The organism is Paenibacillus sp. V4I5 (assembly GCF_030817255.1).
Classification (GTDB): Bacteria; Bacillota; Bacilli; order Paenibacillales; family NBRC-103111; genus Paenibacillus_E.
The window spans coordinates 3,893,434-3,918,873 of the sequence record NZ_JAUSZB010000002.1 but is presented as its reverse complement, the minus strand read 5'-3'; the positions used below and the strand labels follow the sequence as shown (position 1 = coordinate 3,918,873).

The 25,440-nt window shown below is 44.6% G+C and carries 20 protein-coding genes and 1 pseudogene; 19 read left to right on the top strand and 2 right to left on the bottom strand.

Annotation, left to right across the window (positions count from 1 at the left end):
• Positions 1 to 202: 202 nt before the first annotated feature.
• Positions 203 to 4,561: a hypothetical protein gene (locus tag QFZ78_RS19680; RefSeq protein WP_307550121.1), complete on the top strand. Its 4,359-nt coding sequence runs from the start codon at positions 203 to 205 to the stop codon at positions 4,559 to 4,561.
• A gap of 156 nt (positions 4,562 to 4,717) precedes the next feature.
• Here QFZ78_RS19680 and QFZ78_RS19675 read toward each other — a convergent pair whose 3' ends face one another.
• Positions 4,718 to 6,094 (bottom strand): extracellular solute-binding protein, encoded by a 1,377-nt coding sequence (locus QFZ78_RS19675; protein WP_307550117.1) that lies wholly within the window; start codon positions 6,092 to 6,094, stop codon positions 4,718 to 4,720.
• Between the two features lie 229 nt (positions 6,095 to 6,323).
• Here QFZ78_RS19675 and QFZ78_RS19670 point away from each other — a divergent pair, with 229 nt between their 5' ends.
• From QFZ78_RS19670 to abc-f, 9 genes and pseudogenes are all read left to right on the top strand, one after another.
• Positions 6,324 to 7,052 (top strand): amino acid ABC transporter ATP-binding protein, encoded by a 729-nt coding sequence (locus QFZ78_RS19670; RefSeq protein ID WP_307550115.1) that lies wholly within the window; start codon positions 6,324 to 6,326, stop codon positions 7,050 to 7,052.
• Positions 7,053 to 7,071: 19 nt separating this feature from the next.
• A complete protein-coding gene (locus tag QFZ78_RS19665) occupies positions 7,072 to 7,944 on the top strand; it encodes a glutamate ABC transporter substrate-binding protein (RefSeq protein WP_373460328.1) in 873 nt (290 codons plus the stop codon).
• Positions 7,945 to 8,013: 69 nt separating this feature from the next.
• The gene (locus tag QFZ78_RS19660) at positions 8,014 to 8,667 is read left to right on the top strand and encodes an amino acid ABC transporter permease (RefSeq protein ID WP_307550113.1); all 654 of its coding nucleotides are present in this window, start codon (positions 8,014 to 8,016) and stop codon (positions 8,665 to 8,667) included.
• A 20-nt stretch (positions 8,668 to 8,687) separates the two neighbouring features.
• Positions 8,688 to 9,338 (top strand): amino acid ABC transporter permease, encoded by a 651-nt coding sequence (locus QFZ78_RS19655; protein ID WP_307550111.1) that lies wholly within the window; start codon positions 8,688 to 8,690, stop codon positions 9,336 to 9,338.
• 32 nt (positions 9,339 to 9,370) lie between these two features.
• The gene (locus QFZ78_RS19650; protein WP_307550109.1) at positions 9,371 to 10,132 is read left to right on the top strand and encodes a TSUP family transporter; all 762 of its coding nucleotides are present in this window, start codon (positions 9,371 to 9,373) and stop codon (positions 10,130 to 10,132) included.
• The gene (locus QFZ78_RS19645) at positions 10,117 to 11,427 is read left to right on the top strand and encodes a sensor histidine kinase (protein ID WP_307438398.1); all 1,311 of its coding nucleotides are present in this window, start codon (positions 10,117 to 10,119) and stop codon (positions 11,425 to 11,427) included. The genes QFZ78_RS19650 and QFZ78_RS19645 overlap by 16 nt, the downstream gene beginning before the upstream one ends.
• A gap of 5 nt (positions 11,428 to 11,432) precedes the next feature.
• Complete coding sequence (locus QFZ78_RS19640; protein WP_307550107.1) at positions 11,433 to 12,335, top strand: response regulator; 903 nt, start codon at positions 11,433 to 11,435, stop codon at positions 12,333 to 12,335.
• Between the two features lie 97 nt (positions 12,336 to 12,432).
• A complete protein-coding gene (locus tag QFZ78_RS19635) occupies positions 12,433 to 12,576 on the top strand; it encodes a hypothetical protein (RefSeq protein ID WP_307550105.1) in 144 nt (47 codons plus the stop codon).
• Between the two features lie 106 nt (positions 12,577 to 12,682).
• Positions 12,683 to 14,315: pseudogene (gene abc-f, locus QFZ78_RS19630) on the top strand (ribosomal protection-like ABC-F family protein); the annotation flags it as partial.
• A 309-nt stretch (positions 14,316 to 14,624) separates the two neighbouring features.
• On the opposite strand, the gene QFZ78_RS19625 reads toward abc-f, so the two are convergent.
• Positions 14,625 to 15,563 (bottom strand): ArsR/SmtB family transcription factor, encoded by a 939-nt coding sequence (locus QFZ78_RS19625; RefSeq protein ID WP_307550103.1) that lies wholly within the window; start codon positions 15,561 to 15,563, stop codon positions 14,625 to 14,627.
• A gap of 247 nt (positions 15,564 to 15,810) precedes the next feature.
• Here QFZ78_RS19625 and QFZ78_RS19620 point away from each other — a divergent pair, with 247 nt between their 5' ends.
• The 9 genes from QFZ78_RS19620 (at position 15,811) to rarD (ending at position 25,210) form a co-directional block, all read left to right on the top strand.
• Complete coding sequence (locus QFZ78_RS19620) at positions 15,811 to 16,794, top strand: glycoside hydrolase family 43 protein (RefSeq protein WP_307550100.1); 984 nt, start codon at positions 15,811 to 15,813, stop codon at positions 16,792 to 16,794.
• Positions 16,795 to 17,008: 214 nt separating this feature from the next.
• Positions 17,009 to 18,400, top strand: a complete 1,392-nt coding sequence (locus QFZ78_RS19615) for an ABC transporter substrate-binding protein (RefSeq protein ID WP_307550099.1) — start codon at positions 17,009 to 17,011, stop codon at positions 18,398 to 18,400.
• Between the two features lie 108 nt (positions 18,401 to 18,508).
• Positions 18,509 to 19,399, top strand: a complete 891-nt coding sequence (locus QFZ78_RS19610; protein ID WP_307550097.1) for a carbohydrate ABC transporter permease — start codon at positions 18,509 to 18,511, stop codon at positions 19,397 to 19,399.
• A 30-nt stretch (positions 19,400 to 19,429) separates the two neighbouring features.
• Positions 19,430 to 20,272, top strand: coding sequence for a carbohydrate ABC transporter permease (locus QFZ78_RS19605; RefSeq protein WP_307550095.1), 843 nt, complete (start codon positions 19,430 to 19,432; stop codon positions 20,270 to 20,272).
• A 47-nt stretch (positions 20,273 to 20,319) separates the two neighbouring features.
• Positions 20,320 to 21,726 (top strand): arabinan endo-1,5-alpha-L-arabinosidase, encoded by a 1,407-nt coding sequence (locus tag QFZ78_RS19600; protein ID WP_307555797.1) that lies wholly within the window; start codon positions 20,320 to 20,322, stop codon positions 21,724 to 21,726.
• A 217-nt stretch (positions 21,727 to 21,943) separates the two neighbouring features.
• On the top strand, positions 21,944 to 22,642 hold the full coding sequence (locus QFZ78_RS19595) for a pirin family protein (protein WP_307550094.1): 699 nt from the start codon (positions 21,944 to 21,946) through the stop codon (positions 22,640 to 22,642).
• Positions 22,643 to 22,667: 25 nt separating this feature from the next.
• On the top strand, positions 22,668 to 23,000 hold the full coding sequence (locus QFZ78_RS19590) for a hypothetical protein (protein ID WP_307438416.1): 333 nt from the start codon (positions 22,668 to 22,670) through the stop codon (positions 22,998 to 23,000).
• Positions 23,001 to 23,072: 72 nt separating this feature from the next.
• Positions 23,073 to 24,158, top strand: coding sequence for a nitric oxide synthase oxygenase (locus tag QFZ78_RS19585; RefSeq protein WP_307550093.1), 1,086 nt, complete (start codon positions 23,073 to 23,075; stop codon positions 24,156 to 24,158).
• Between the two features lie 164 nt (positions 24,159 to 24,322).
• Positions 24,323 to 25,210, top strand: a complete 888-nt coding sequence (rarD, locus tag QFZ78_RS19580; protein ID WP_307550092.1) for an EamA family transporter RarD — start codon at positions 24,323 to 24,325, stop codon at positions 25,208 to 25,210.
• Positions 25,211 to 25,440 lie beyond the last annotated feature (230 nt).

The window sequence follows — 25,440 nt, the reverse complement described above, 5'->3', positions numbered from 1 at the left end:
TCCATGAGAGTATTATAGATATTTCTAGCCATTTTCATTTAAAAATAGCGTTGTCATGCTCCATGACTGGTCAGGTTACAACTTTTTCTCATTAGTTCGTTTATACACGATATGTAAGCGGTTTCACAAAAGCATTACATCAATCTCGCCTATCACCACACACACTGCCGATCGGGTAGAATTTTGAAAAAGGATGATGAGAATGGCTATATCAATGGTTGGAAGAAGCACGTTATCCAAATGGTTGTTGGGATTGTTGGCTTTACTGTGCTTAGCTTTTTACTTGCCCTCCAACGTACGAGCCGCTGAGGCGGCGGAGATCATTCCGGTGCCCAACTCCGGATTCGAACAAGATTTGGTATCAGGCAAAATTCCGGGCTGGGGTTATTTTTCTGCCGGTATACCTTCAGGGCTCTCTTTGTCAGAAACGATCAAATTCGCAGGCAATAGAAGCTTGAAGATGGAGAGAACTGGGGCAGTGGCAGGGGCGCTTGGAGCGGAAAGCGTAAAGCTGGCTGTAACGTCCGGAAAATCTTTTGAGGCAGCAGTCAAGTTGTATATCGAAAACTTTACAGGAACTCCTGCTCTTTGGATTCGCTGGCACGACGCAGCGGGGAAACCTTTGAACAAACAGGCGACTTATAATCTCACCGCTTCTCCGTTAAACAAATGGCTGGACATTCGAGCCCAAGGTATTGCTCCGGCGGATGCAGCCTTTGCGACGGTCTTCGTGTATGCTTCATCGGGTACTACCATGACGGCATATGTGGACGAGGCCCAGTTTTACCGCGTGGCCGATACGATTGCCGTGCTCAATCCCGGATTTGAAGATCCTGCTTCGGGATCAACTATTCCTGGTTGGGGGTTGTTCACGGGTACGCCTGCGGGCTCTGTGTCGATAAGTAAGACGGAGCAGAACAGCGGGTTGTCTAGTCTTCTCCTTGATGACACCTATACGGATAAATCCGTTGGGCTGAGCACTCAAGCGATCAGTGTGAAAGAAGACGGCATATATGAAGCGAAAGCCAGCGTTTACTTAGTATCCGGAGGAGGCGTAAGCATTTATATCAAATTTTATAATGAATCAGGCAAAGAAATTGGAACATCCTCCGTTTCACATGGCACACCGCTGAATACATGGAAGCAAATCAAAATAGAGGGGATAGCTCCGGATAAAGCAGAAACAGCGAAGGTTTTATTGTATTCCGGGGTAGGGGGGATCAGCAAAGCACACTTTGATGATGTTTCATTTACTTATAAGGGCGACGCGCTTAAATTACCATTTAAGTATGGCAATCCCGTCAACTTGGGCAAAGCAACGCTCACGGCGACAACCATGGGGGGAGCGATAGGGAATGGCGAGCTCTATTTCGTGGCCAACGGCAATCCAGGGACGTTCTATGCCGTTGATGCTGCTTCAGGAAGTATTAACTTCTCGGAGGCAGTCCCTGGTACGACAGAAACTTGGGCGGTGACGGTGGGGGCGGATAAGAACGTCTATTTTGCCGCTACAGCCAATCGTAAGTTCTGGAAATACGATCCGTTACTCCGAAAGATCACAGAAGTAGGGAATAATCCTTCCAATAATTTCGTATGGGATTTGGATGCAAGTTCTAATGGCCTCATATACGGCTCTACGTATCCGAATGCCAAGGTCTTTAGTTACGATACCAACACAGGCTTGTTTGCCGATCTAGGCAGCATGCATCCAGTTGAACAATATGCTCGAGGAGCCGGGGTTACCGATCAGTACTTGTATGTCGGGATCGGCTCCAAAGAGCATTTGATGCGAATCGACCGGGTAAGTGGAGAAAAGATTGAGATTCAAATGCCGTTTACGGGTGTGGATGGTTTCGTGCACAATATTTCTCCTTACAACGGACTTCTTTACCTTGCACGTGGTACATCGCTTGCCATCTTGGATGAACAGACGTTTGAAGTTAAGAAACGATTTGCCTATACAGATCCGGAGGCATTTGATGGCAAAATCTCACCTCCGTCTCCTTATGACGCCAATCTGCTTTATTACCGGAATAAATTTTCGAGCAATCTGTGGACATATAATGTCTCAACCAATACGGTGCAGGCCGTAATGCCGGAGGTTGGACTCCCTGAGACTGGGAGTAGAGCGTTTGATTGGATCACTTTGCCTAATGGCGTTCAAGTGTTGGCTACCTTGTACGAGAACGGCAAGTACACGCTGTATAACCCGTTGGATCATTCGATACAGACTATCCAGGTGCCTATGGCAAGGGATGGTGTCAATATACAAAGCCTCGCAGCAGGGTCGGACGGCAAGCTATATCTCGGTGGTTTCCTGGATGGATTAAGTGTATTTGATCAGTCAACGCAAAAATATGAAGCTCAAATTTCTTCTCCGTTCTCTCCCCATCAAGTTGAGGAGATCGGCTTTTTGAATGGCAAGACCTATTTCGGCGCTTATAGCGGAGCACGCGTTTACCGTTATGATGCAAGCCTGCCCTACAATTACGGATCAACGCCATCGCATAATCCAGGGCTCGTTTACACGGTTCCCGATGCTCAAGATCGGCCTTATGCGTTTGCTTCCGGCGATAACAAGCTGTTTATCGGAACGATTCCTTTCTACGGCAAAATGGGCGGCAGTTTAACCATTTACAATGAAACAACGAATAACTGGACGTCAACCCGTAACGTTGTAGAAGATCAAAGTATCATTGCGCTTGCCTATAAAGATGGCATTGTCTACGGTGGTACCTCCATCGACGGAGGTCTCGGCACAACGACGCCACCCACGGCGGTGGCCAAACTGTTCAAATGGGATGTTGCGACAAGTACCAAGCTGGGTGAGTTTGTACCTGTCATTCCTGGCCTGACGTCCCCTAAATTACTCGGCGGTTTGTCTTTCGGTCCTGACGGACTGTTATGGGGCGGCGCATGGGGGAAGGGTGATCAAGGGGGGGACATTTATGCTATCTATGCGATGGATCCCAGCACTAATGCGGTTGTGAAAAGTAAGCTGATTTACCCGAATGCAAGTGGTGGTAGCCCATGGCGTTCCTTTTATTTACGCTGGGGGCAAGATGGCTTGCTGTATACGACTATTGCTCGCAACGTAACCGTATTCGATCCTGTGACTCTGAAATACCGTAAACTTACGGAAACGCAATCGAATCTGTTGGACTTGGGTGTAGACGGAAGCATTTACTATACTTCGGGACCGACGCTGTTTAAACTACAAGCTCCTTTGGCTCAAGCTTCAATATCAATGGCCAAGGTTACGCTGGATCAGGGGCAAAGTGAGCCGATTATCAGTTCCGGCGTTCTGGAGAACGGACTGCCGGCCATCTTGGCAGGGGGCACGACTTCCTTCACAAGCAGCGACCCGACTGTTCTGTCCGTTGTGTATGGAGAGGTTAAAGCGCTCAAGGCGGGAACGGCGAACGTTTATGCCGATATCACTTTAGGTGAATCGACGATCAGAACGAATACGATCAATGTTACCGTTTATCAAGGCACTTCATTGACTGTTAATACAGTAACGGAAGCCACTTATAGCGATACGGCGACTTTAAGCGCGACGTTGACAGATCTTCAAGACCAGCCACTTGCAAACCGTTCCGTACAATTCTCAGTGAATGGGGGGACGATAGGAAGTGCCTCGACGAATGCACAAGGCGTGGCGGTGTTGTCATATGTAGTGACACAAAGCGTACCGGCCAATATGGAGGAGGCTGTTTATGAAGTGCGGGCTGTCTTCGAGCGGGATGACATCACGCATACTGGAGCGAGCGAAGGAAAAGGCGGCATAACTGTACAGCGTGAAACAGCGTCAGTCGCCTACACAGGCACTACTACCGCTTTGGTTGGGATGGTGAAACTAGCAGCTCAGGTTTCTCAGCAGGAAGATGGAGAATTGGGAGCTATAGCTGGGCTGCCGATCCAATTTACGATTTCACAGATGAATCCGGATGGAACACTCACGGCATATGCCGCTCCGGAGCTACAGGTTGTATATCAGACAGATGTCACAGGAAGTGTTTATTTGAATCAGCAGCTTCCAGCAGGATTATATCAGGTGAAGACAGAGTTGTTGATGAATAGCGGGTATGCGAAAGCGGAGTCGAACGTGACTCTTGCTGTATACGGCTCCAGCGCAGAAGAGGTGGAAGCTGAGGGATGGTTTGCCATTACCGAGGGAAATACGGCGATTGGCAGCAAGGCTAAGAAAGTACACATTGAAGCCGAATGGGAAATGGATGAAAAAGCAAATCTTCCAAAAGGGAAATTGAAGATTCATGCAGAGCCAAAAGGGTTAAAGCTGGAAATGAAAACGTCTCAATGGTTGGTTGTAACATCGAGTAGTGCCTATATACAGGGTCAGGCAACGGACGAGGATGGAGTATCCTATACGGTCAGGCTTATGATGGGAAAACAACAGCAAGTCGTTTCACTGCAAATATGGCAGGGTCTGAATGCTCAAGGTGCTCCGTTCTATCAGGCACTGGGGCAAAATGGTCTGGCAATATCAACTAAGAATGGAGAGCTTTATTATAACCAAACGAGGCTGTCCCAAACGTAAAGATATTCACTTAGGGGCATAGAAAACAAAAAAAAGAGGTGGCAAGGTTATTCTTGCCATCTCATTTTTTTGTTTTTGTTTTCTGTCGATTGCAAGGCAAAAGTCACCCGACCTCTAGTTAGTGGAACGTTGATACGTTATTTTGGGAAATCTCTCTTAAAGGCTATCCTCCAGCCTTCGGCAAACCGTCTCGAAATCGTCGAGCCGTGCCCAGTAAAGCTTGAGAATGTGGCGCATGGTTTCCAGTTCGTGGAAAGTTACATTCATGTCTTTATAGAAACTAAATGTCGGGATGATGTCCCGGTACATGAAGAACCGGGAAGGACGCGCCAACGTTTCTTCCCCGATCCACTCCGCCGCCGTTTTGACACTAGGAATGGTAAGGGTGGTTTTGCGAATATGCAGCTGCGCTTCGTTCGAAACGAGAAAATCGAGCATAGTTTGGGCTGCTTCCTTTTGTTTGCTTGACTTAATGACCGCAAGACCAATGATTAAGAGCTGAGTCTTCGCTACCAACGAATAGGGAAGCGGTGCGATGTCATATGCGAATTCAGCATTACGCAAATGGTTCAAGCTGTAATAGCTGGTCACAATCATGGACGTTTTTTGCTGCAAGAAAAACCGTTCGGCATCAGAGTCATTCTCCGACATATAGACGGTGTCGGGGTTCATTCCTTCAAACAGCCCAAGGCTGGTTTGCATGGCTTTCCGAAAATTATCGTTGTTGAAAATCAGCTTACCATGCTGATCTCGTTCAAAAACGACCTTGTTTTGCAGTAAAAAGAGCGGCCATCGATTGATGGATTGCAGGTGAAACAAGATGCCGATTCGGTCCTGCTTTTGCGTTAAGGCTAGCGCTGCTTTCTGGACATCGTTCCAACTCCAACTGCTATCCGGCTCTGGCAATGCTGCTTCCTTGAAATGATCTCGGTTGTAACACAAGACGATCGGTGAAAAAATAAACGGCTGCACATACAAATGACTGTCTTTGGTGAAAGGTCCTGACAGAAAGGTATACGTGCCATTCTTTCGTTCAAGCGGCTCTAGGATATCCGAGACGGCTCCAGTTTCAGCAACCGTTTCGTAGTTTTGGGTATTTAAAGTGATAAGGTCGAGCGCGTCTCTCTCCATGGCTTCCTTCGTGTTCTGAGAAAAGTACGAATGCGAAAGAGGAATCATTTGGACGACAATATGCGGATGCTGCTGTTGAAACTTTTCGACCAGCTCCAATAAATTAGCTTCAAGGGAAAGAGTGGAGTAATAACCGAATTTCAATGTAAGCTTTTCGTTCCGACCTGTCCCAACAACGCGCGTCCCGATTCGCGGCGCTTTTTCGATCATTTCCTGATCGAGTAGTGCTTCCAGTCCTTTGCGAACCGAATTTTTACTAAGCTGAAACTGTTCAGCAAGTGTTAATTCGGAAGGTAAAAAGTCACCGGGCTGAAGTTTTCCAGTTACGATGTCGCTGCGTAATGTCGTGACCATATCTTCCAGTCGGGTTCGGAAGGTTGATCGTTTGGGTTTACCCGCCATTTATTCTAGAACCTCCGGGCCATTCAATGTTGGTATCTATCTGGGTTATATTATAGTATGCCAAGCTGATTGGACACAAGGTTCGTATCTTGCTGTCATCATTTTTTTTAATTAAATGTCGGATTGCATAAGATTTCATAGTTTTTTCCTTATCATTTAAATACATCAAGTGTTAATTTACATAACAAACAGTTTACATCAATGATGATTCATCGAAGGGGGGGTTCCATTGATCTCATTTCGTCAAGTAGAGAAGCATTACGGCGATTTCCATGTGCTCAAAGGAATTAATCTTCAGATCAAGCAGGGGGAAGTCGTTGTCGTTGTAGGTCCGTCAGGTTCAGGCAAGAGTACGCTGCTAAGGTGTATCAACCGACTGGAAACCATCACAAGCGGTGAGCTTATCGTGAATGAGTTCAAGGTCAGCGATAAGAAGATGGATATGAACAAGCTGCGTCGAGATATCGGCATGGTATTCCAGCATTTCAATCTATATCCACATAAGAAAGTGATCGATAACATTACGCTTGCTCCGATGAAGGTGCATGGTATGGCTAAGAAAGAAGCCGACGAGATCGCGATGTATTTTCTGGATAAGGTTGGTATTCAGGATAAGGCGTACAGTTTTCCTTCACAGTTATCAGGTGGACAGCAGCAGCGTGTGGCCATTGCGAGGGGACTGGCGATGAAGCCGAAAATTATGTTGTTTGATGAGCCCACATCAGCCTTGGATCCGGAGATGGTCGGAGAGGTTCTTGATGTCATGAAGGCGCTTGCAAATGAAGGAATGACGATGGTTGTGGTTACGCACGAGATGGGCTTTGCCCGTGAAGTGGCCGATCGTGTTGTTTTTATGGACAAAGGTCAGATTGTAGAAGAGTCACCTCCCGAGGAATTCTTCGTCAACCCTCGTGAAGAAAGAGCGAAATTATTTCTGAATCGGGTACTTAACCATTAATAAGGAGATGAACAAAACCATGATGTCAAAAAAGTGGAATTTCATGTTTATGTTAATTACGATATTTGCATTGGCGGGGTGTGCCTCTAACGGCACAAAAGGGGGCGCATCAAGCGCTCCGGCTAGCTCTCCGGCAGCAAGCAGCGCTCCAAGCACTGCAAAGCCGGCAGGTGGAGCGACCGTTCTGGATGAGATCAAAAGCAGAGGCAAAGTTGTCGTTGGTGTGAAGTTTGATACCAAGCTATTCGGTTTGAAAAACCCGACTGGCGGCGAAGTTGAAGGCTTCGACATCGACATTGCGAAAGCATTAGCGAAAGAAATTCTCGGCGATGAGAAGAAAATTGAGTTAAAAGAAGTAACGTCCAAGACACGCATTCCGATGCTCGATAACAAAGAGATTGACATGATTGTTGCGACGATGACGATTACCGAAGAGCGGAAGAAACAAGTTGAGTTTTCTGATGTTTATTTTAAAGCAGGACAATCTTTGCTCGTCAAGAAAGGCAGCCCTATTAAGAGTGTAGCGGATGTTAAAAAAGGAACGAAAGTGTTGGCTGTGAAAGGCGCTACTTCCGTTGCGAATATTAAAGCGAAATCCCCAGATGCCACCATACTTGAATTTGATAATTACCAAGATGCTTTCAGCGCCCTGAAAGCGGGTCAAGGGGACACGTTGACTACAGATAATGCCATCCTCTATGGCATGATGGAGCAAGATAAGAACTTCGAAGTGGTTGGCGAACCGTTCACGGATGAGCCTTATGGTATCGCGATTAAAAAAGGTGAAACAACGCTTCAAGCCGCGGTGAATGATGCATTGAAGAAGTTGGAGTCAAGCGGTCAATACACGAAAATCTATGAGAAATGGATTGGCAAAGCGCCAACCAAATAAGAGTAACAAGAATAAAAGAAGAGATGGGTGGCAGCTGCTGCCCATCTTCTGTCTATGAGGGGGGAGCGCATGCCGGATTTCTCGATTTTTACCGATTATTTTGATATCTACATGAAGGGCTTCTTCAACACGATCATTGCCAGCGTTATTGCGTTAATTGGCAGCTTTGTGCTGGGTACGGTCATTGCTATTTTTCGTATCGGATCGGTGAAACCACTGCAATGGATAGGTACGGCCTATGTAGAATTCATTCGAAACATACCGCTCTTGCTTGTTGTTTTCGTGTTCTTCTATGGGCTGCCGTCCATCGGCATTACCCTTAGCGGATTCGTATGCGGGACCTTAGGTCTTACGGTGTACACGGCAGCTTTTATTGCAGAAGCGATCCGTGCTGGTATTATGTCGGTGCCCAAAGGACAGTCTGAAGCGGGACAATCCTCAGGACTGACCTATCTCCAGACGATGTGGCATATCGTCCTTCCGCAAGCAATCAAAATTGTCATACCGCCGCTTAGCAACCAATTTATTAACCTCGTTAAGAACTCGTCCGTACTTGGCGTGTTCGCAGGTTTTGACCTCATGTATTTCGGTGATCAAGTCGCAAGTGAGACTTATGCTACTTTCGATACCTATATCTTCGTTGCAATGCTTTATCTGATACTCACGCTGCCGCTAAGTTACATGGCCTTACGCCTAGAACGTAAATTAGCTCGTACGGACTGACTTTAGGGGGAGGTGAACGAATGGATATCATGCAGGCTTTCACAGCTGATAATGTAAGGTTTGTATTTGAAGGTTTCTATATAACGTTAAAGGTCGCTGCTATTTCTATTGTTTTAAGCTTTATTGTAGGTTGTATCGTCGGTACTATTCGGTATACGAAGCTTCCAGTGTTATCACCTATACTTGCCGTATTGGTCGAACTTATCCGCAATTTACCATTGTTGTTAATCATGTTTTTCTCGAGATTCGCTTTACCAGATATCGGGATTAAACTCGGACCCATGAATGCAACGATCTTGGCATTAACGTTATTTGAAGGTGCGATGATTGCTGAGATTGTGCGAAGCGGCCTGAATTCCATCGATAAAGGACAGATTGAAGCCGCTCGATCTTCAGGACTAGGCTATGTGCAAACCCTTTGGCATATTGTACTACCTCAGGGGCTGCGCCGAATGATGCCGCCACTAGTGAGTCAATTTATTTCCTTGTTAAAAGATACTTCTCTTGCGATTGTTATTTCCTTGCCTGAACTGATGCACCATGCGAAAATAGTAATTGGACAAAACTACAGTTATACCATGCCCATTCTATTTTTAGTGGCTATTCTGTATTTCGCTGTGAATTATGCCTTGTCATTAGCAGCCCGCAGAATGGAATCAAGATTGGTATAGAGGAATTTAACACACAGAAGGAGTATTGCATCATGTTACAAATAAGTTGGGAAATGATGATATTCATCATCATCGGTGGTTTTCTAGCGGCTTATGTAGATTCTGTCGTTGGTGGAGGGGGACTGATCGCTCTTCCGGTTCTGCTGGCAACGGGATTACCTCCGGCTGTTGCGCTAGGAACGAACAAATTGGCGGGGACCATGTCTTCTCTGACGAGTACGATTTCATTCATGCGTTCTGGGAATGTCGATCTGAAAGCAGTACGCGGTTTATTCATTTTGTCTCTCTTAGGAGCAGTATGCGGAACGATGGTGCTGCGGCAAATTCCATCTGATTTCTTAAAGCCGCTGGTTGTCGTTATGCTTATATTGATCACCATCTACACGATTTTTCGCAAAAATTGGGGGGATCTTTCTACCTTTCGCCAATTCTCAACGAAAACAGCGATGTTAATGGGATTTGCTGCATTCGGTTTGGGCTTTTATGATGGTTTCTTCGGACCGGGGACCGGTTCCTTTCTTATTTTCGTTTTTCTGATGTTAGGATTCGATTTCGTCAAAGCGGCCGGTAATGCCAAGGTACTAAATTTCGGTAGCAACGTGGCTAGTTTGGCTACTTTCATGGTTATGGGGTCCATTAATTATGGGATAGGCATTCCGATGGGAATAGCCATGGTTTGTGGATCTTTGCTGGGCTCACGCATGGCGATCCGCAAAGGCTCAGCGTATGTTCGACCGCTATTTCTTACCGTTTGTATAATCCTCATTGGTAAGCAGATATGGGATATCTTGTAGGGGGTGAAAGGCTGGGACGCTTAAAGAACGAAGGGCTGCAAATGATTCTCGTCGCTATTGTGACGGCAATTGCCGGAGAGTTTAAGATCACACCTTTCATTGGGGAAATGTTTCGGATTGGTCTTGGCAGCAGCGCCTTTCTACTCTGTTTGCTTTTGATGAAGCATCTGCCTTATATCTATACAGGTATCGTTACCGGAATCACTGTTCTGCTATTTCGGACGTTGGAAGATGGTATCCTATTACATGGGGCCATGTCTTTCAGCGCGAGCGCGCAAACGCATTTATCAGCCGCATTTTATTATATGGCCTTTGCGATTGCCATGAGCTTCATTAAACGGAATTGGGACCAATTCCACCCTTTTGTTCTTGGGTTGTTCTTATCGGTTATTGATCTTATGTCCAATGAGATTGAATTGTTGGCTCGCAGCTTGATTTTCCATTCACCGCATATGTTTTCAGAGCAGTTAGTGTATATCACAGTTACCGCTGTCGTGCGGAGCTACTTCGTGGTCGGTATCTACAACAGTGTGACCATTAATCAGATGCGAGTCCTGCATAATGAGCAGCAGAAGCGTATGGAACAAATGTTAAATACGAATAGCGGTTTATATGGCGAAGTATTTTACTTACGGAAGTCGATGGATACGATTGAGCAAATAACAGCCAAGAGCCACAATTTATATGAAAAAATTAATGGCGCGGGGTTAAAAAGCTACTCTCGCACCATTTTGGAAATTACCCAGCAAATTCATGAAGTCAAAAAAGATTCGCAACGCATCCTAGCCGGGTTGTTAAAGCTGTTCGATCGCGATTTCGCTTCCGAAATGAGGCTGGCCGAAGTCGTGGAGTTCGCCATCAAGTCCAACCTGGGTTATAGTTCGATGATTGGAAAAAAGATTCAATTCAAAAGCGACATTCAAACGGACTATTGTTCGAATCAATACCTACCCCTTTTAACCGTAATCAATAATCTCGTTTCTAATGCTGTGGAAGCAATTGAAGATCAAGGATCGATTCTCGTAAGTGCTTATGAGCAAGGTGCTGAGACCATCATCATCGTTGCCGACACTGGTGTTGGCATTTCAGAGCAGGATAGAGATATGATTTTTGCACCCGGATTTACGACCAAATTCAATCAAGAGGGCTTTGCCGCGACAGGGATTGGACTCTCTCATGTTCGAGATATTGTTCATTCATTAGGTGGAGACATTCATTTACGCTCTGACGAGCCGGGTTTTCAGACCACTTTTGTGATTACTATATTGACCGATACGTTGAAAAAAGGAGCGTAGAGATCATGCTGTCATTCGGGATTGTTGACGATGATGCGGTAAGTAGACTGATGCTTCAAAAGATCATTGAAAAAGGCGGATTAGGCGAAGTCGTAGGTACGGCTGGCAGCGGGAGCGAAGGAGAAAAAGTTCTTCTGGAAACCACACCGGATGTCGTGGTCATTGATTTATTGATGCCGGACCAGGATGGAATTGAGACCATCATTCGATTGAAGGAGCAAGGTTATCAAGGGAAATACGTGATGATTTCGCAAATTGAAAATAAAGAAATGATTGGCAAAGCTTATCAAGCTGGTGTCGAATTCTATATTCAAAAGCCAATTAATAAAATTGAAGTGGAAGCGGTGCTGTCCAAGGTTAACGAGCAGTGGAACATTAGCCGCTCCTTGCAGGAGATTAAAGAATCATTAACCAAGCTGAGTTTACTGCACACAGGTACTGAGAGTATTCGCAAAAAGCGCGGTGTCCGCGAAATTATGCAGCCTATTCTCATGGATATGGGGATCGTGGGGGACACCGGCAGTCGCGACCTGATGGACATTATGGAACATCTCACTCGTCATCATAAAGCGGAAGGAATTCCGCCGCTCAAGGAGCTTTATGAAACTGTGTCCAGATGTCACAAGGTAAAAGAAGCGGATGTTGAAAAAGAAGGTAAAGCTGTCGAACAGCGGATTCGCCGCACGATAATGACCGCGTTGACCCATATCGCCAGTATTGGCTTGACGGATTACAGCAATCCCAAATTTGAGCATTATGCGCCTCTGTATTTTGAATTCCAGGATGTGCGTATGAAGATGAAAGAAATCGATGAGAACTGTAAGCCGGAGAAGGGCAAGGTCAATATTAAGAAATTTCTCCAAGTTCTCTATCTTGAAGTTACGGATAAGATGCGCAGTGAATATTAAGAATAGGGCGAATGAAATTAGGCCGTTTCTGGTTGCGAATTGACCGGTGGTTATGGTATTATTTTGAATTAGTGATAGAGAAGGAGGTGAAGGTAGGATGAATCGAGAGTTCGTGAACAACCGTGTGAGCCAGTTACCCATCGCGATGGCTGGCATCGTTCATGCAGCAGGCAAAGACGCGAGAAGTCTGTCCATTTATACTCATACGGAATTACAACTCACGAAAAGACACCTACCTTAACCCTCAACGGATCAATCCGAAAGGTCGTAGGAATTTTCCTGCGGCCTTTTTTTGTACGTTGGTTGCGATGGATAGGGTCTTTCATAAACTAGGAGGATCCTTCATTATGTTAATAGTTAATGGTCAAAATATAAAGAAATACCATGGTGCGCAGCTGGTGCTCGAAGATGTTACTTTTGAAATTCATCAGGGAGAACGAATAGGACTTGTGGGACGCAATGGCAGTGGTAAATCGACATTGTTGCGCCTTATATCCAAGATGGAGAAGCCTGTATGAAGGACAATTAACGGTACGAAAAGATACGCGGATCGGCTATTTAGCACAAATCCCAACGGAATGGGAGAGAGGTACGGTGTATGATGTGCTAGCCGCGAGCTTTCAAGAGGTACTTGAATGCCGCGCTAACATGACGGAGCTGGAGCAGCGAATGTCGAGCCCGGACGTCATGAGCGATGAGAAGCAACTAGATCAGCTGCTTAAGCGGTACGCACAGCTGCAAGAACGTTTTGAACGGGAAGGCGGCTACGAGCTGGATGCAAGAATCGACCAAGTAGCGAACGGCCTTCGTATTGCACGGGAGTTTTACGAACGGAGATTTACCTCGTTGTCTGGAGGGGAAAAGACGAAGATTGCTCTCGCTTCCCAGCTGATCGGCAAACCTGACTTGCTGCTGCTGGATGAGCCGACGAATCATCTGGATTTGTTTGGCGTGGAGTGGTTGGAGGAATATCTCACCCATTATGATGGTGCGTGTTTCATTGTTTCTCATGATCGCTACTTTCTGGATCGGGTAGTTACGAAGATCGTTGAACTGGAAGATGGTGAATCCACGACCTATCTGACTTCATACTCGGGATATGTGAAGGAGAAGGAAGTCAGATTACTTCAGCAGTTTGCTGATTATCAGGAGCAGCAGAAGGTCATCAAAAAGATGAAAGAGACGATTAAGCAGCTGACGGAGTGGGGCCGAGTAGGAGGGAATGAGAAATTTTTCCGCCGGGCAGCTTCTATGCAGAAAGCGCTGGATCGGATGGAGAAGCTCAAACGGCCTGTTCTCGATCCGAAGGCAGCTGAATTCGGGTTGAAGCTGGACGACCGCTCAGGTCGGAGAGTGATTCGCTTCGATGATGTGAATAAGCAATACGGAGATAAAGTGCTGCTGAAGCGGGCAAGTGGATTGCTGGAATATGGCGAGAAAGTGATGCTCGTCGGGCATAATGGTTCGGGTAAAACAACCCTTTTGAAGATGATTCTGGGTGAAGAGCAGCCTGACCAAGGGGAGCTCGAGCTTGGAGCGCGGGTCGATATTGGTTATCTGGCTCAACAAGAGTATCCAGAGGATCATAAGAAATCGGTGCTGACTTACTTCTGTGAGGAAGCGAAGCTGGAAGAAGGAGAGGCTAGGGGCCGGCTTGCTGCTTATTTATTTTATGGAGCAGATGTTTTCAAGTCGGTTAGTTCTCTCTCGGGAGGTGAGTGGACCAGATTGCGACTAGCACTGCTTGTGCTGCGTAAGCCAAATTTACTCATTCTTGATGAGCCCACGAATCATATGGATATTGCTTCTAGGGAAGCGTTGGAAGAGGCGCTTGAAGAGTTTCCAGGAACCGTGCTGGCTGTGACGCATGATCGTTATTTTATGAATCGGCTGTCCCGGAAAATATGGGAGCTGGATCAAGGGCGTATTACCGTTTACTTGGGTAACTTTGACGATTATAAAGAGAAGAGCCGGCAGCTGCGCGAAGATCAAATACGTGAAACCATTGTTATTGGGGTGCCAAAGTCGGTTGCTGCACATGCGGCGTCACGGGGAAAGTCTAAATACTCGTCCGTGTTCACTAGGGACAATCTGGAAAAGCAGATTGCTAATGAAGAAGCGCGTCTGAAGAATTTAGACCAACGAATAGAGAACCTGGCGGCAGATGAACTCAGCAAGCTATGGATAGAGAGAGAAGCGGTACAGGACCTATTGGATGGGCTCTATGAGCACTGGATGCAGATGGAGGAGCAAGAATAGAAAGAGGGGGTGCGAAAGCACTCCCTCTTTTCAATTCCCTTTTGTTCCATTTGTATCCTGTGCAGATTTAGAAAAATAGAGCTTGAAGCTTAAATCTTGATTGTAGTTGCCAAAGCCGGACCCGAATAAGGTGACGCCTCCAATATGCTCGGCATCCTCTAAGATGGCAACTCGGAAGGACCAGTGAGGATTACGAATGTCGATTTGGTCAATCGTGACGTCGGACAGCTTCAAGCCGTCCATGAACGTTCCTTCTTTTTTAATAAAGATCCGCTTTAGTAGACCAAATTGATTCACATCTTCAAACCACCATGCAGGATTAAGTCTACCCTTGCCGCCAAAGTCACCTGGGCTAGTCCACATTCCTAGCTTAAGTCCATTGAAGAAGAACGTAATATCAGAAGGCCAGTCGCTGTTTGTTAAAGGGGCTTCAGAAGATATCTCCATCGATATTTCCAATTCCTCTGGTTCCTCGCTGTTCATTAAGAAATTTGGAATCTTATACTCGACATATCCCTGCGCGAACCAAAGAATCTTAGCGTTCAATCGTTCCGGATCAAGGAAATAACGGGGATCATCGAAAATACCGATGACTTTAGACACCGTACAAATACCGCAAGTTGGAATGATGTTTAAATCCGTATAGTGGCCGACAGATACATCGGTTCTTCTTGAATAACGAGGGGTGACATTGCGCTGCGGAAAAGCAATCTCAAGATGATCCATGTGAAGTGAGCACATCTTCTGGGCTGCGCCGCCTTTGCCGGGCATCATTTCGGATCGGATCACATCGGCTTTCTCTAATTTTTTGACATGCATCGTCATAATTGCGCTGCTAAGACCAAGGGCCTCCGCCAATTCACGGATATTCATGGGCTTCTGGGAGAGCAAGTGGACGATTTGAATGCGAACGTTACTTGAAAGTGCTTCAAATAGAGGTAAATTATCTTCCGATAAATCAATTCTCAAACAAATTCCCCCTGTATAATAAAAGATTAATATTTATGTGAATGATTCCTTATATGTAATATACATTTTTCTTAAATCTTTAACAACATTAAAAGTTTAACAAGATGATTCATATAAAACTAAACATTAATATAAATGTGTATTATTAATAAATATATTGACAATAGGATGGGGCTGGCATTACTATTTACTCAATATGAAGTTATTCATATTTGTGAAAATCATTAAAAGGATAGGGGTTTTGAACATGTTGAGTAACGAGAAGGCAATAGAACAGGAATATTCGAATCCCATTATCCCACAGCGCGCAGATCCTTGGGTGTATAAGCATACCGATGGATATTATTACTTTACCGCTTCTGTACCGGAATTTGATCGAATCGAAGTAAGAAGAGCAGTTACGATTCAGGGGCTCGGTTTCGCCGAACCGGTAGTCGTATGGAACAAATATGCGGAAGGCCCGATGAGTGCTAATATTTGGGCACCGGAAATCCATTATTTGAATAACAAATGGTACATCTATTTTGCGGCTGCTCGCACTACTGATACCGTGGAGGGATTGTTTGATCACCGAATGTTTGTTCTGGAGAATGAATCACCGAATCCACTGGAAGGACAATGGGTAGAGAAGGGTCAGATCAAACCGAATTGGGAGTCATTCTCGCTCGATGCAACTACCTTTCAACATGAAGGTAATCTCTATTTAGTATGGGCGCAGAAGGATTTGAACATAGTAGGAAACTCCAATCTGTATATTGCGCTGATGAGCGATCCATGGACAATTAGCGGTCAACAGGTCATGATTGCACAGCCGGACTATGAGTGGGAAAAAATTGGTTTTTTGGTCAATGAAGGTCCAGCCGTATTGAAACGTAATGGGAAAATTTACATTACCTATTCTGCTAGTGCTACAGACTATAATTATTGTATGGGATTATTGACGGCAGATGAGTCGAGTGATCTGTTAAACCCGGATTCATGGAGTAAGACACCTCACCCCGTATTTCAAACTAATGAGACTACTGGTCAATATGGACCTGGTCACAATAGCTTTACGGTTTGTCCGAAAGGTAAGGATGTGATCGTGTACCATTCCCGCAATTACAAATTTATTGAGGGTGACCCTCTATATGATCCAAATCGCCATACACGAGCACAAATATTTGGTTGGCACAGTGACGGGACACCTGATTTTGGCATTCCGGTTGCAGATGCTCTAACTCAGAAATAAAAATGAACTTGAAAAATTGCAAAATAACATAGTGTTGACAGTGAAAGCGCTTTGATTTATTATAAGTTTAACATATATATTAATAATTAATATAAACGCTTACGTTTGTAAGGCAATCGCTTTAAAGGTTGAACTTACATTATTAATTGAATATATGTATGCGGTTCCATTTCATCAGATTTTTTATTATTTACTACAATTAGGAGGGGTTTAAATGAAAAAGAGTCTAGTATCAGTAGCAGCGCTTTCCTTGTCGTTAGTAATTGTACTTGCAGGTTGTGGTGGGAACAACACGGGAAGCGGTAGTGGGGATACGGCGAAAAAAGAAGAAAGCAAAAGCACAGAGGCAGCAAAAACAGAAACAAAAGAACTAACATTTATGTTCCGCGGCGGCCCCGACGAGCAAAAGGCATACGAAAATACGATTAAGAAGTTCGAAACGGAGCACCCGGGTGTTAAAGTTAAAATCATCACAACAACAGCTGACCAATATGCAACAAAAATTAAGGCAGCTATTACAGGTAAAAGCTTACCCGATGTATTCTACTTTGAACCAGGTGATTTGAGAGCTTATGTAAATGGAGGCGTTCTCCTGGATCTGACAGCTAACATTAAAGGTGATAAAAATGTTGATCTGAACAACATCTGGAAATACGGCGTTGACTTTTATCGTTATGACGGTTCCACTGTTGGGAAAGGCAATATTTACGGTCTTCCAAAGGATGTTGGCCCATTTGCACTCGGCTATAACAAAACAATGTTTGAAAAAGCTGGAGTACCACTTCCTGACAAAGATAAGCCTTATACGTGGGATGAATTTATTAAAGTCAACAAACAACTGACCAAAGATAACAACGGTGACGGCAAGATGGATCAGTTCGGTACTGGTTTCAATGTTAACTGGTCCTTGCAATCATTTGTATGGAGCAATGGTGCAGATTGGCTAGATGCAACAAAAACAAAAGTTACGATTGATGAACCTAAATTTGCTGAAGCTTTGCAATATTTTGCTGATATGCAAAATAAGCATAAGATCACTCCATCAATTGAAGATGCGCAAACGTTAGATACTTACCAGCGTTGGATGAAGGGCGAAATGGGCTTCTTCCCGGTAGGACCTTGGGATCTAAGTACCTATGAAAAATTGCCGTTTGAATACGATCTGATTCCTTACCCAGCTGGATCGACAGGTAAATCTGCAACATGGTTAGGTTCCTTGGGAATTGGTGTTTCCAGCAAAACGAAACACCCTCAGGAGGCTACTGCTTTGGTAACTTACTTAACAGCTTCGCGTGAAGGACAGCAAGCCCTGGTAGATGCTAAAGTACAAATCCCGAACTTGATCGATATGGCTGACAAGTGGGCTGCAGACACATCCATTAAACCGGCAAACAAGAAAGAATTTTTGGAAATAGTTAAAGATTACGGCAGAGCTATTCCAAATACGTTGACTTACAATGCAGAATGGCACCAGCTCTTCTTCACGGATATTCAGCCAGTTATTGATGGTAAAGTAACTGCAGCTGATTATGTGAAGGGTCAACAGCCGAAAATGCAAAAGCTTCTTGATAAGGCAATTGAACAAGAACAAAAATCTAAAAAATAACAAGTTAATGAAAGACTATTTTTAGTACAGTTGAAAATGATGTTAGTTGCTGAAGTGTAATAACAAAGAACTAACATCATTTTCTTCTAACTAAATCAGGGGTGAATTATGAAATCCAAATCTAATCTCTATCGGAAAGAGAAATATTACGGGTTTTTATTTATACTTGCACCCGTTCTTGGTCTAATTCTATTTACATTGTACCCAGTTTTATATTCTTTCTACGGTTCCTTCACAGATTGGGATGGATTGGGCCAGATGAGCTTTATCGGGCTGGATAATTATATAGACATATTTCAAGATGAGCAATTTTACAAAGCTATGTACAACACTCTATTTCTAATGCTTGGCATTCCAATTGGTTTGATTTTGGCTTTACTGTTGGCGCTTGGTCTCAATAGAGGAATTTTTGGAACTACTACTTTCCGAGTCATATACTACATTCCGGTCATTTCTTCGTTGGCAGCGATCTCCATTTTGTGGCAATGGGCTTATAACGGTGATTATGGTTTAGTTAACCAGTTTTTGGATCTATTCGGAATTGAAGGACCTAACTGGTTAGCTAATAAAAATACGGTTAAACCTGCAATTATGATTATGGCAATCTGGAAAGGCTTAGGATACTCGATGCTCTTGTATTTGGCGGCGCTGCAAAGCGTATCCAGATCTTATTATGAAGCGGCAGAGATCGATGGGGCAAATGCTTTACAGTCTTTTTGGAATATTACATGGCCAATGGTGAAGCCGGTTACATTCTTTATCGTTGTGACAAGCATCATCGGCGGTTCGCAAATTTTTACCGAGATTAACATTATGACTTCAACAGGTGGTCCTGAGTATAGTTCTGCTTCAGTCGTCTTTTATGTGTGGCAGAAAGCATTCGGCAACCTCCAAATGGGATATGCATCAGCAATGGCTGTTGTGCTGGGTCTGTTTATATTTATCGTTACGCTTATCCAATTTAAAATGAATGAAAAATCATCCTATGATGTGGATTAGTACATCAATCGGGAAGGAGCGGGTAATCCTATGATAATTACCAAACAACAAAAAATAATGAGCATCGTTATTTTTCTCATATTAGCAATCGGCGCTATTGTCATGGTAGCTCCCTTATTGTGGATGGTATCGACTTCCTTCAAAGAAAAGAAGGATGTGTTCGCACTGCCTCCTCAGTGGATACCCGAGACGTTTTTATTTATTAAATACAGTGAAATTTGGGAAAAGGGACCTTTGCTTTCGGGTATTAAAAACAGTGTCTTCATTGCTGTTTCTGTAACAATTATCGGAACCTTTACTTCCAGCTTAGCTGCTTTTTCGTTTGCAAAGCTTAGGTTCCCAGGTAAGGACAAGATTTTTTTACTGCTGCTTTCAGCCTTAATGATTCCTTATCCAGTTGTTATGATACCGCAGTTCATTTTATTCTCAGAGTTGGGCTGGGTAGATACATTGCTGCCGTTAATTGTCCCAGGCTTTTTCGGAAATATTGTGATGATCTTTTTCCTTCGCCAGTATTTAACAAGCGTGCCGAATGCAATAATTGAAGCTGCGAAGATTGATGGAACCTCCTACTTTGGAATTTTCTACAGGATCATATTTCCTCTTATTAAACCTGCAGTAGCTGCACAGCTTATTTTATGGTTTATGGCCATTTGGAACGATTATTTAGCACCAATCATTTACTTGAATTCACCTGAGAAACAAACGCTGCAGCTAGTAATTGCTAACTTCAATGCAACTTATGCCATTCAAACGGACTACCCGTTAATTATGGCAGCATCTGTTATCGCGTTATTACCGATGTTAATCGTTTTTCTCATATTTCAAAAGCAAATCATTGAATCGGTTGCAATTTCAGGTGTTAAAGGATGATCAAATCAACTGGAAGCCTAAGGAGACGAAATGCCTTTGTAAGCATCATGACAGTTGCTGTTCTCCTTCTCGCAGGTTGTTCCATTGGAGGAGGAAGTTTGCAGTCGAAGTTAAAGTATCCAGATGCGCCTCCAAGCTATCCAATGTTTGATACGGATAACCTTCATAACGAATCGGCATGGAATACGAACAATACACATGATCCCGCAATTATAAAAGAAGGCGATACCTATTATGTTTTTTCAACGGATGCTAAAGTCGGCGGTAAGGCTAAGCCTGGTATTATGGTTAGGAAATCAAAGGATCTCATTCAATGGGACTGGGTCGGATACGCTTTTGATGGAGTACCCAAGCAAGCGGCGGAATGGACAGGGGCTCAAGGTTTATGGGCACCTGATGTTAAGAAATTCGGCGATACGTTCTATTTATATTATTCGGCATCGACCTTCGGTTCGAACCAATCATTCATTGGCGTAGCGACAAGTTCTTCCTTAGAGGGACCTTGGACTGACCAAGGAGAAGTAATAAAGACGGGTGTCGGCGATAAGCCGAATGCGATTGATCCGAACATTGTATTGGATGCGTCGGGAGATCCATGGTTTGTATTCGGTTCTTTCTTCGGGGGGATTTATACCTCTCCGCTAGATCCGAAAACAGGCAAGTTGAAAGAGCCTGGTTTTGGTACAAAGATTGCGACCAGGGATCATAAAACGGAATCCGGAGCGGTAGAAGGCCCTTATATTGTTTATCATTCGGAGCTGAAGAAATATTACCTATTTGTTTCCTTTGATTCGTTGTCACAGGATTACAATGTGCGGGTAGGTAGATCGGACTCCATGACAGGTCCATATTTGGATGTGAATGGAAGAGATCTTATGGACGATAAGTATGAAGCCCAGTTTGAGATCGGCAACAAAATATTGGGTGGCTATAAGTTCCAAGAAGGCGATGGATGGATTGCGCCTGGACATAATTCCGTGCTGCAGGATGGGGATCATACTTATATCGTCCATCATGCTCGTCCGCAGCAGGATATGAACTGGATGTATCTCCACGTTAGAAAAATATTGTGGACCCAAGACGGCTGGCCGGTCGTATCACCGGAAAGATATACTGGAGAGACCGTTCAAGATATCCCTAAGGCGAGCATAGCAGGCGATTGGGAACGAATCGTGATGGATAAAATGATCGACGGCCAAGTTGAATCGGACGAGTTAAAGCTTTTAAAAGGCGGGAAAATCAACAATTCTGATTCCAAGGACTACTGGGAATTCGATGGAAAGCATACCCTAACGCTTTATTGGTACGATGGTGAGGAGCTGGCATCTCAGGAAATAGTTATGATGCTGCCGTCATGGGATTGGGAGCTTAATCGTTCAACGCTTGTCTTTACAGGCATGAATAATCGAGGTACGGCTATATGGGGGAAACAGCTTCCACAAGCAGCTAAGTAAGATAAATGATAGTATCCTATCGGCAATTGAATTACTATTTCTGGCCAATGTCCGTTCTGTTCTTGAATGATGGTGAATTCATACATAACCTCTACCTCACTATAAAAGTCGAGATGAGGTTTTTTGTCTTGCTTGCGTATTTCCGCCACCGTTCCGACATAGAAGTCGATAGTCCATATATGATAAGCTATACGTATTAAAAAAGGAGGCGATTGCTGTGATTCAAGTTTTCCCTGCGCATACGCGTAATACAACCGATCTGGGCTGGCTTAAGAGCCATAAGAATTTCTCATTCGGCGATTATTTTGATGAGGATAATGTAGGTTTCGGGGTTATGCGTGTTTGTAATGACGATGATATTGCTGCCGGTCGAGGCTTCGGTCCACACCCCCATAGCGATATGGAGATTGTCAGCATCGTTCTCAGCGGAGCCATTAAACACGAAGATAGCTTGGGGCATGTTGCGGTAACGGGTGTGAATGGCGTGCAGCGAATGTCAGCTGGAAGCGGCGTTATACATGCCGAGTATAATGCGTCGGATACGGAACCAATGAGCCTATTTCAACTTTGGTTCATGCCTTCTAAGCGGGGCTTGGAGCCGTCCTTTGAGAATGTCACTTATGAACCTGAAGCATTGATAAACACGCTGCTGCCGGTAGTTACACCCGAGGGAGGCGAGCATGCAGCCAAGATACACCAAGATATGAGTATTTACCTCAGCAAGTTGGAAGCGGGCAAAGAGCTTGTGTTTAAACAAGGAGAGAATCGCCGTATTTTTCTTATGCTTATCAGCGGGAAGTTATCTGCTAATGATGCTGTATTGGAAACTAAGGATAGCGCGCGTATGGAAGCTGAACAAACGGTTGAGATTCGTGCGATAGAAGATACACATTTCATGCTAATCGATCTGCCATAATGGATGATGAAGGAGGGCTATGCGGATGAAGGAAGTCTTTTTAATTAAACATGCAGTGGGCGGTCGAGCGTTCGTAGATACGGGTAAACATCCGATCCCCTACACATGGGAGCAGGTTGGTGACCAATGGATTTTTACCGTGCAGATAGAGAAGAAGGAAGATATTGCTGAGCTTTTGAAATGGAAAGAGGAACTCAACGTATTCTTATTTCAGGAATATGAAAATGAGCCAACAAAGAAATTATGGTTTTATGTAGGCGATGATTCCGTTCACTATTCCGAGGAAAAAGGCGAGTTAACCATCGTAGCAAAGTCTCAAATCGTATACATTCCTGATCAGTTTAGTGCGCAATTGTAACTCAACATAGGGAGAGCTGTGCAGGTGTCAAATGCTTGTAGGGCTCCCCTTTATCGGATTGGAGCAGCACCTATGAAAGTGCAGGATCAATTGCTAGAGAAAGCAATACCTTTTATCAAGGAATGTTATAGTGAACTAGGCCAAGGCTCGGGCGAAATCGATGCTCGTCTTACTGAAATTACCGAAGCCATTAGGTATAAAGGTTACTACGAACATACCCTTCAAGAGCTTGAGCATGGGGCCAAAATGGCATGGCGCAACAGCAACCGTTGTATCGGGCGATTGTTCTGGGAAACACTGACGGTACACGATGCTCGTTATATAGAAACCGAAGAACAGATGGCTGAGGCACTCTTTCGTCATATAGAAACGGCGACCAATGGCGGCAAAATCCGTCCAGTGATTACGATTTTCCCACCTACGAATGATTCGGCTCAGGGAGCCTTTATTCATAATGACCAACTTGTCCGTTACGCGGGTTATGAAACTGACAATGGGATTCTCGGTGACCCAGCTTCTATTCAAATAACTGCGTTATGCCAATCGCTTGGATGGCAGGGGGCTGGGACGCCTTACGACGTGCTGCCGCTTGTTGTTCAAATGGGAGATCGGAAACCGAAGCTGTTCGATATTCCTACCGATCTCGTCCTGGAAGTGGATATTACACATCCGGACATAGCAGCGTTCGATGATTTGCATCTCAAATGGTATGCCGTACCGATCGTCTCGAATATGTACCTTGAAATCGGAGGGATTCATTTCCCCGCTGCGCCATTCAATGGTTGGTACATGGGCACCGAGATCGGGGCGCGAAACTTTGCAGACCAAGCGAGATATGACATGCTGCCGCGTGTAGCGTCTATCATGGGTCTGGATACTCGGCGCGATGCCTCTCTTTGGAAAGATAGGACGCTTGTTGAGTTAAATGTGGCTGTGCTGCATTCGTTTCAACAGCAGGGAGTAGCTATTGTAGATCATCATATGGCGGCAAGGCAATTTAAGAGTTTTGAAGAGAAAGAGCAGAAGGTCGGTCGTGATGTCACGGGTGATTGGTCGTGGTTGATCCCGCCGCTATCTCCGGCGACAACGCATATTTTCCATCAGCATTATTCAAATGAAGTGAAGCTGCCTAACTTTTTTTATCGGCATGAGGGCTGAGCAATCACATGGTAGAAGGGATTGCGTCTTCGTTAAAGGATAGCACAAACAATCGTGTAGTTTGATCCCCGTATATCGGGGATTTATTTAATTGAAAATTGACCTAGGGACAAATTGCAAGATTCATAGAATTGTGTTACTAGAATTGAAAAGAGGATTTTACTATGAAAAAAGGGCTTTGGTACGCCATTCTTGCCTATACCGCATGGGGCTTGCTGCCTATTTATTGGAGATCTTTTAACTCTTTGCTTGCTGGTGAAATATTGTCTCACCGAGTCATCTGGTCATTTGTTTTCATGGCCATTCTCTTACTGATAGGGAAAAGTGGATGGACTGAATTTCGTAAGATGGTTACGAACGGGAAAATGCTGCTCCAGATCGGAGTCAGCAGCATTTTAATCAGCTCCAATTGGCTGATATTCATTTGGGCCGTCAATAACGGCCATGTCATCGAGACGAGTCTGGGGTATTATATTACTCCCCTAATTAATATCATGCTGGCGGTCCTGTTTTTGCGTGAAAAACCAAGCCGTAGTCAGTGGGTGGCCGTTGCTTTGGCAGGTGCCGGCGTTTTGCTGGCAACCATCGATTATGGCAGATTTCCATGGGTTTCTCTCTCACTAGCGTTTTCCTTCGGTCTGTACAGTCTTGTGAAAAAGAGAGTTTCCTACGATGCCTCTATCGGGTTAGCAGGTGAAACCGTCATTGTCTTCCCCATAGCAGTAGCGTATATTGCCTACTTACACTTTGCGCATCATGATTCCGCATGGACGTTACCGCCTATCTCTTTAGCATTGCTATTATTGTCAGGTGTTGCAACCGCTTTGCCTCTATTATGGTTTGCTAAGGCGGCTGCTCGGCTGCCTCTTTCCATGCTGGGATTCATTCAGTACATTGGTCCTTCCATTACGCTGCTTTTAAGTGTGTTCGTATTTAAAGAGAAATTCTCTCCCGTGCTTCTCATCAGTTTCTCCTTGATCTGGACGGCACTGATCGTTTACGCATTTGCGTCGATGCGGGTGGCGAGAACGAGAACTTCTATAGCGAAGTAGATATACACAGAAAAAACCGTTCGAGCAAATAGCTTCGAACGGTTTTTTAGCATGCTCGTTCCATTAGCGAATAGCGTGCTGCCAATACCACCTATTAGAGGAACGACGATCCGCTATTTGGTGAAATATGTGTTAAAAATGAAAATTGCGGAACGTGAGTGCCTTATTTAATAGAATAAGCACGATTTGGAGGCAAAACAACGAAATAACGTATCGTCGTTCCGTTTGTC